The sequence below is a fragment of the Campylobacter concisus genome (genome assembly GCF_002914005.1).
GTDB classification, from domain to species: domain Bacteria; phylum Campylobacterota; class Campylobacteria; order Campylobacterales; family Campylobacteraceae; genus Campylobacter_A; species Campylobacter_A concisus_N.
In genome coordinates this window covers 1-552 of the sequence record NZ_POZU01000002.1, presented here as the reverse complement: position 1 = coordinate 552, position 552 = coordinate 1, and the positions used below count along the sequence as shown (strand labels likewise).

The 552-nt window shown below is 33.3% G+C and carries 1 protein-coding gene; it reads right to left on the bottom strand.

Features of this window, described 5'->3' with window-relative positions; translation table 11 throughout:
• Positions 1-155: 155 nt before the first annotated feature.
• On the bottom strand, positions 156-552 hold a 397-nt coding region (locus CYP54_RS00020; RefSeq protein WP_103603701.1), incomplete at its 5' end, for a Rep family protein.

Here is a 552-nt window from a genome sequence, read left to right as displayed (position 1 = left end):
GTATTCGTCGGAATTTTCAATAAGCAAATTTATAAAATCATTAGCAGTAAAATCATCTCTATTTTTAAAATACTCTTTTAAAAAATCTTGCATAACTTTAGGAACTCTAACACTGCGTATTACGCTTTGTTCGTGCTTCTTAGGAAACCCCATTTTTAACCTTTCTTGTGTCGTATAGATCGCAATAAAGCGTCAAAGTGTATCGTATTATTTTCGGCTACTTCTATTCGCTCCCAAATACCTTCAGCATCGAGATAGTCCATTAAATCGGAATATTCAGATAAACAATTACCGCGAATAATATCTCTAATCTCTTTTTTGATTTTTGATACTTCGCTTCTTGTAAGTTCAACATAATCACTAATTTTAAAGCCGTTAAGGCACTTTATTTCGCTTTCATCATACTGGTGCTTCTCTGGGTTGTCCTTGTGCGTAAAATAACGATAATAGCCCCTTATTTGCTCTAAAGCTATCGGAATAGGTGCGTTTAATTTATCAGTTAGACGTTTAACAACATTAAAAGACGTTGGACCACCATAACAAATTATAAAG